The following is a 5,387-nucleotide window of genomic DNA, read 5'->3' as shown; positions in this document are numbered from 1 at the left end:
CTATGATTAGGTTAAATCCTAGTAGAGAAAATATAGCCTTCCAAATGTTCAAATTTCACTTTGAATATTTAAAAGGCTTAAGTAATTATAATGTTAATAAAATGGGCTGGATTAAGAGACTTTTAAAAAGATATTCTTTAGTTGCTTATAGTGATTTTAATAGTTCTTATGTAGAATCAAAATTAAGTACTGTAACTGCTATAAAAGATTATTGTATTAAAGAGATGAGTTATTTAATTAATATTTAATCAAAAATTACATTTTTTGTTTTCGGGTGCTATTGTTACGTCATCAAGGTTGTAAATTACTTGCATATGATACGGCATATAGGTTGAACTGTCTTTTGCTTTTTTTATAAAAATGGGCATTTCTTTAAGGTTTACATTATAGTATTTTTTAACACATAAAGCGTTTTTATAAATTCTTTCGAAATCTTTAATTTCTATTTGTGCTAGTTTTCTATTTTCTGATTTGGTAAAGTTTTGTTTTGCTTGGGCTTTTGTAAGGTCTTGAGCAAATAGTAGTGATGTAGCGAATAGGGGGATTAAAATAAGTGTTTTCATAATGTTGTTTTAATGCATTTAGGGAAATTATTTAAAGAAAATTCTTTGTTTTTAAGAAAAAATATTACACCGTCTAGGTCTGTGTTGAATTCGTAGATATTAGAAAGTCTTGCAAACTGATCTGGGTTAAAATTGTAATTATTAATTAAGCAAATTGAAGTTTGAATATAAATGTCTTCACGGATTTTACAGATTTTTTTATTTGATTTAGGGCATATCCATTTATTGTATTCGGATTTGTTAAATAGATTTTGGATTTGATAAATTTTGTAGTCATTAATTATTTTGATGTGATGGATGTTAGGGGTTTCTTCAAGTACTATTTTTTTAGTTTGTGAAGTGTAGAGTGTTATAAAGAATATAAAAATTATTTTCATAGTGTTAAAAATTGTTAATATTAATTGTCAAATATATAAAATACGTGCCAAATGAGCATATTAAATGATAAAAATAGAAAATCCGCATTGATACAGGTTGTAATCGGTGTTTTCATGTGGTTGGTTTTGTATCCAAAAAAAGCTAAAAAGATGGTTTTGTTTGTCGATTATCCTGAACCTGTTGGCGTTGATTATGTTTCAACGTATTTTAAAGATTCGGAATATTTCGGTAAAAATGTGATTCCGCTGGATTATTATAATAATTGGTTATTGCTCGCTATGCAGCTTGATAGAATTCGTACCGCTTTCGGTGTGGCAATAGTAATAAAAAAAGGTTTTACTGTTAGAGAAGAAAAATACAATACTTGCCAAGCAGTAGAGTTTTACCCTCAAAATAATAATGTAGATTTTCTTTCAGATGTTATAAATGTCATTGATTCTACTTTGAAATATAAATATCTAAAGCGTTTGGATAATAAGAATTTTTATCTAGAAATCTAAAAAGTAAAAAATGAAAAATAAAAATTTAAGTCAGCGAATAACTGAAAATGGTGATTTAATTATTGGTACTGTTGTGGGGGTGTTTGTCTTAGCTATAATGGGTTTTCCGTTAATAAATACGCAAACTGAAATATCTACTACAATAAGTAATTTTTTTAATTTAAAAACAAAAAAGTAATATGAAAACATTGATTAATATAGGCGGTGCTGTTGCATTTTTATGGTGGTTGCTTGCACAAAAAAAAGATAGTGAAATTGTCCCAGACGTTCCTGTAAAGCCTGAAATTTTGATATCAGATCAAATGGATGAGGAGCCTGTTGTGGTTTCTAGACCGCCACAAAATAGTGATTTTTCACCGACGTTAACAACTTATGTTGCTACGGATGAGGAAAAATATTTATATGCTTTAAGTAACCGTTAATATATTTTGTATGGATTTAGAATTTTTAAAAATTAGTTCAGTTGTTGATGGAGTTGAGAAATTTAATCTTAGTTGGCTAACTTCGATAGGGCTTACTATAGCATCTCCAAGTTTAGAAATATATTTTCCTTTTGTCATTCAGTTTTTGTTAATTGTTTTGTCTCAAATTGTTGCTTTTGGGGTGGATTTTATAAGATTGAAAATTCTTTCTCAAAAATCGTTAACAAAAGTGAAAATAACTGATAAATCAGTAGATTTGGAAACTGATTTTGACAAACAAGATGATACCTTGTAAAAAAAATTCTTATCGTTAATGAACCTAAAAAAAATCCCCTTATTGTGATTGAGTTTCAAAATAAAAATGATTATTCCATCAGTGCATTTAGTGCTGATGGTTTTTTGTGTAAATATGTTTATTTTCATAGTGTTACCGATTTTGTTAAATTTTTAGATTCACATGAAAGGTTTCATACTTGGATAACTATCAATGTATATTCTCGGAGGTCGGGACGTTTCATTGGTCAATTTAGAAAGGGTCAAATGATTCCACCTAAGCCACGTTGAGTAATTAAAATCTGTTAGATAAAAAATATTAATGGGTATTGTTCAGGTTGAAAATAAAATGTATTATTGCTTCATTATTAACCCATGTTTAAAATCGTTCATTGAAATTGCGTTTAAGAGAATTTTTACAAAAGTAAATAAGGAAAATTTAAATAGAAAAAACAGTCTGTAATTGTCCTATAATTTATATTATGTTAAATTGGATTTGTTTCGCCCAAAAGTAAGTCTCTTTATTTATCTACTTTTAGTAACTGCTTATATAATATCATTAACCTTAAATCGGTCTCAAAAAAAGAACCTCCCAATATCTGGAAGGTTCTTTTGAAATTATTTGTTTTTCAAACATTTTTCTAAGAACTGATCCTGTTCCCATAATGTATGTAAAACGTTTTCTTTGGCAGCATATCCGTGAGACTCTCTAGGTAAAAGAACCATTCTAACTGGCGCTCCTAAGTTTTTCAAAGCCTGGAAATATCTTTCCGTTTGCAAAGTGAATGTTCCCGGATTATTGTCTGCTTCACCATGAATTAACAACAACGGCGTTTTCATTTTATCAGCCTGCATAAATGGCGACATCGTATTATAAATTTCTGGAACATCCCAATAATTTCTCTGTTCGCTCTGGAAACCAAACGGCGTCAAAGTTCTGTTATAAGCACCGCTTCTGGCAATTCCACAAGCATAATCTTTGGAATGAGTCAAGAGATTTGCCGTCATAAATGCTCCGTAAGAATGCCCACCAACTGCAACTTTCGTTCTGTCGATATATCCTAATTTGTCAACTGCGTCAATTGCAGCTCTACCATCAGCAACCAATTGCGTGATAAAAGTGTCGTTCGGTTCTGCTTTTCCTTCCCCAATAATCGGGAAAGATGCATCATCTAAAACGGCATAACCTTTGGTCACCCAATAAATAAATGAACCATAACTTGGGAAAGTAAAGTCATTTGGATTCTGGGTACTTTGTCCAGCGGTATCTTTACTCACAAATTCTCTAGGGTAAGCCCAGATTAAAAGTGGTAATTTTTCTGTATGATTTTTACGGTCATAGTTTGCTGGTAAATAAAGAGTTCCTGTCAACTCTACTCCATCATTTCTTTTGTACGTAATCACCTCTTTATATACATTTTTAATGCTTTCAAAAGGATTTTCAAAATGAGTTACTGCGGTAGCTTTTCCATTTTTAATATTTCTTACAAAATAGTTTGGATACTGACTTGGCGACTGTTCTACAACTAAAACCTGTCCGTTTTTAGCATCTAAAATATCGATGATGCTTTCTTTCGATTTGGTTAATTTAGAAGTATAAACTCTATTCTTTTTCATCGTTCCTAAATCCAACTCATCGATAAAAGGAAATTGACCTTCTTTTGTAAATCCTGCTCCGATAAGATTGGTTTTATTATTCTTAACGTCGATTACATTTCTACCATATTGATTTTTGGTTTCGGCAAAACTTCCCGGATTGCTGTAAACATCCTGATAATTTCGGTCATCAATAATTTTTGATGAATTATCTTTTAGATTAATTAAGTAGGTTTTAGAATTTCTTGTATCATACCAATTATCAGAAACTACGGCTACATTTCCGTTTGACCAATCGATACCGCTGAATCTCTGCTGGGTTTTAAAGAACGATTTCGGTGCCGTATTAAATGGTGCTTCCCAAACAAAAAGCTCATCACGGTAATCTACTTTTTTTGCTTGATCTCCGCCGTCTAAAGCTTCTGCAAAAACCAATGTTGACGGCTGGTCATCTCTCCAACTGATATTTCTTTTCCCAGCTCTCACCGATGAAAAACCTTTCGGCATAATTTCATTCAAAGGAGTTTCATTAACTACTTTTACCAAATTTCCGTTTTTATCATAAACGGTGGAAGTCATCGGGAATCTGTTCAAAGGAACAATATAAGAATACGGTTTTTGAATCGTTGTCAACATTAAATAATTCCCATCTGGTGAGAAATTTACAGAAGTATAAATATCTGCATTTTTAAATATCTGCTGATCACCATTAATAGAAATCTTCACCAAATCAGATTTTGCCAAAGTTTCGAAATTAGCCTCATCTTGTGGATTTTTCAATAAATCTTGATATGTTCTGTTTTGAGAAACCTTTCCGTCTGAATTAGAAACAGTTGGGCCAGTTGGCAGATTCTGTTTCTCGTCAATTAAAGGCTTTCTATTAGAAGGAATTTGTTTAACTAACAAATTTTGAGAATCCGACATCCAAACATAAGGATTTCCTAAGTTTGCATTCAGTGGTTGGTTTGAAATCTTTTTTGCAGTATTTGTTGCAAGATCTAAAATCCACAATTCAACCGCATTTTTAGTCGTGTTGGTAAAGGCTAATTTTTTCTCATCAGGAGAAAAAGAAAGGTATGCGATTCTCGCGTTCGCTGGTAAACCTTTCACTTGTGATTCCGTTTTATCTTTCAACTTACGTGTTTTTAGATTGTTCACATAAGTCATTGTACTAGAAATATTGGTAATTGGATTCACTCTTAATCCCGCCAACTTCATTTCATCTTGACTCAGATCATCTAAGGATTTGTAGGTGTCTCTATAAGAGAAAATCATCTGTTCTCTTTTGCTGTCCATAAACACAGATGGTGCTCGCTCGAAATCTGCAAGTTGCATAATTTCTGGAGAAGGTTTTTGATACGTAATGTTTTCTTGGGCACTTGCAAAAACTACAAAAAGTAACGCAATTGCCGTCAGTCGTTTTTTCATAAATACTCTTTTTTCAAAAGTATTGAAAATTAATGTTTATACCAAGTAATCCTTTAGTAAAAACATAAAAAAACCACCAATATATGGTGGTTTATGTTATTTTCAGTAAGTGAATTTTACCACTTAGATTCTCGTCTTCGTGTTATCATACTATCGATCGAAAATTTCTTTGGTCCAATTGCTAAAATCAACGCAAAAACAGTAAGATAAAGCAAGCTACTCTCCAT

Annotated in this window: 7 protein-coding genes; 5 read left to right on the top strand and 2 right to left on the bottom strand. The window is 31.4% G+C overall.

Annotation, left to right across the window (positions count from 1 at the left end; genetic code table 11):
* Positions 1–248, top strand: a 248-nt coding sequence (locus WBY99_RS10835; protein ID WP_423976349.1) for a hypothetical protein, incomplete at its 5' end; no start/stop codon positions are given.
* On the opposite strand, the gene WBY99_RS10830 is transcribed toward WBY99_RS10835, so the two are convergent.
* Positions 249–563, bottom strand: coding sequence for a hypothetical protein (locus tag WBY99_RS10830; protein ID WP_423976348.1), 315 nt, complete (start codon positions 561–563; stop codon positions 249–251).
* A 428-nt stretch (positions 564–991) separates the two neighbouring features.
* On the opposite strand from WBY99_RS10830, the gene WBY99_RS10825 reads away from it, so the two are divergent.
* From WBY99_RS10825 to WBY99_RS10810, 4 genes are read left to right on the top strand one after another with little or no spacing between them, the layout of a single operon-like run.
* Positions 992–1,441 (top strand): hypothetical protein, encoded by a 450-nt coding sequence (locus tag WBY99_RS10825; protein WP_423976347.1) that lies wholly within the window; start codon positions 992–994, stop codon positions 1,439–1,441.
* A 10-nt stretch (positions 1,442–1,451) separates the two neighbouring features.
* Positions 1,452–1,619: a hypothetical protein gene (locus WBY99_RS10820; RefSeq protein ID WP_423976346.1), complete on the top strand. Its 168-nt coding sequence runs from the start codon at positions 1,452–1,454 to the stop codon at positions 1,617–1,619.
* Between the two features lies 1 nt (position 1,620).
* Positions 1,621–1,863 (top strand): hypothetical protein, encoded by a 243-nt coding sequence (locus WBY99_RS10815; RefSeq protein WP_423976345.1) that lies wholly within the window; start codon positions 1,621–1,623, stop codon positions 1,861–1,863.
* A 10-nt stretch (positions 1,864–1,873) separates the two neighbouring features.
* Complete coding sequence (locus tag WBY99_RS10810; RefSeq protein WP_423976344.1) at positions 1,874–2,158, top strand: hypothetical protein; 285 nt, start codon at positions 1,874–1,876, stop codon at positions 2,156–2,158.
* A 596-nt stretch (positions 2,159–2,754) separates the two neighbouring features.
* Here the strand turns inward: WBY99_RS10810 and WBY99_RS10805 are convergent.
* Positions 2,755–5,160, bottom strand: a complete 2,406-nt coding sequence (locus tag WBY99_RS10805) for a prolyl oligopeptidase family serine peptidase (protein WP_423976343.1) — start codon at positions 5,158–5,160, stop codon at positions 2,755–2,757.
* Positions 5,161–5,387 lie beyond the last annotated feature (227 nt).

The organism is Kaistella sp. (assembly GCF_049588135.1).
Classification (GTDB): domain Bacteria; phylum Bacteroidota; class Bacteroidia; order Flavobacteriales; family Weeksellaceae; genus Kaistella.
This window is presented reverse-complemented; position numbering and strand designations above follow the sequence as displayed.

Bases quoted from the DNA above. Each gene is read 5' to 3' on its own strand.
- WBY99_RS10830 (WP_423976348.1), bottom strand. From the start codon at position 563: ATGAAAACACTTATTTTAATCCCCCTATTCGCTACATCACTACTATTT.
- WBY99_RS10825 (WP_423976347.1), top strand. From the start codon at position 992: ATGAGCATATTAAATGATAAAAATAGAAAATCCGCATTGATACAGGTT.
- WBY99_RS10820 (WP_423976346.1), top strand. From the start codon at position 1,452: ATGAAAAATAAAAATTTAAGTCAGCGAATAACTGAAAATGGTGATTTA.
- WBY99_RS10815 (WP_423976345.1), top strand. From the start codon at position 1,621: ATGAAAACATTGATTAATATAGGCGGTGCTGTTGCATTTTTATGGTGG.
- WBY99_RS10810 (WP_423976344.1), top strand. From the start codon at position 1,874: ATGGATTTAGAATTTTTAAAAATTAGTTCAGTTGTTGATGGAGTTGAG.
- WBY99_RS10805 (WP_423976343.1), bottom strand. From the start codon at position 5,160: ATGAAAAAACGACTGACGGCAATTGCGTTACTTTTTGTAGTTTTTGCA.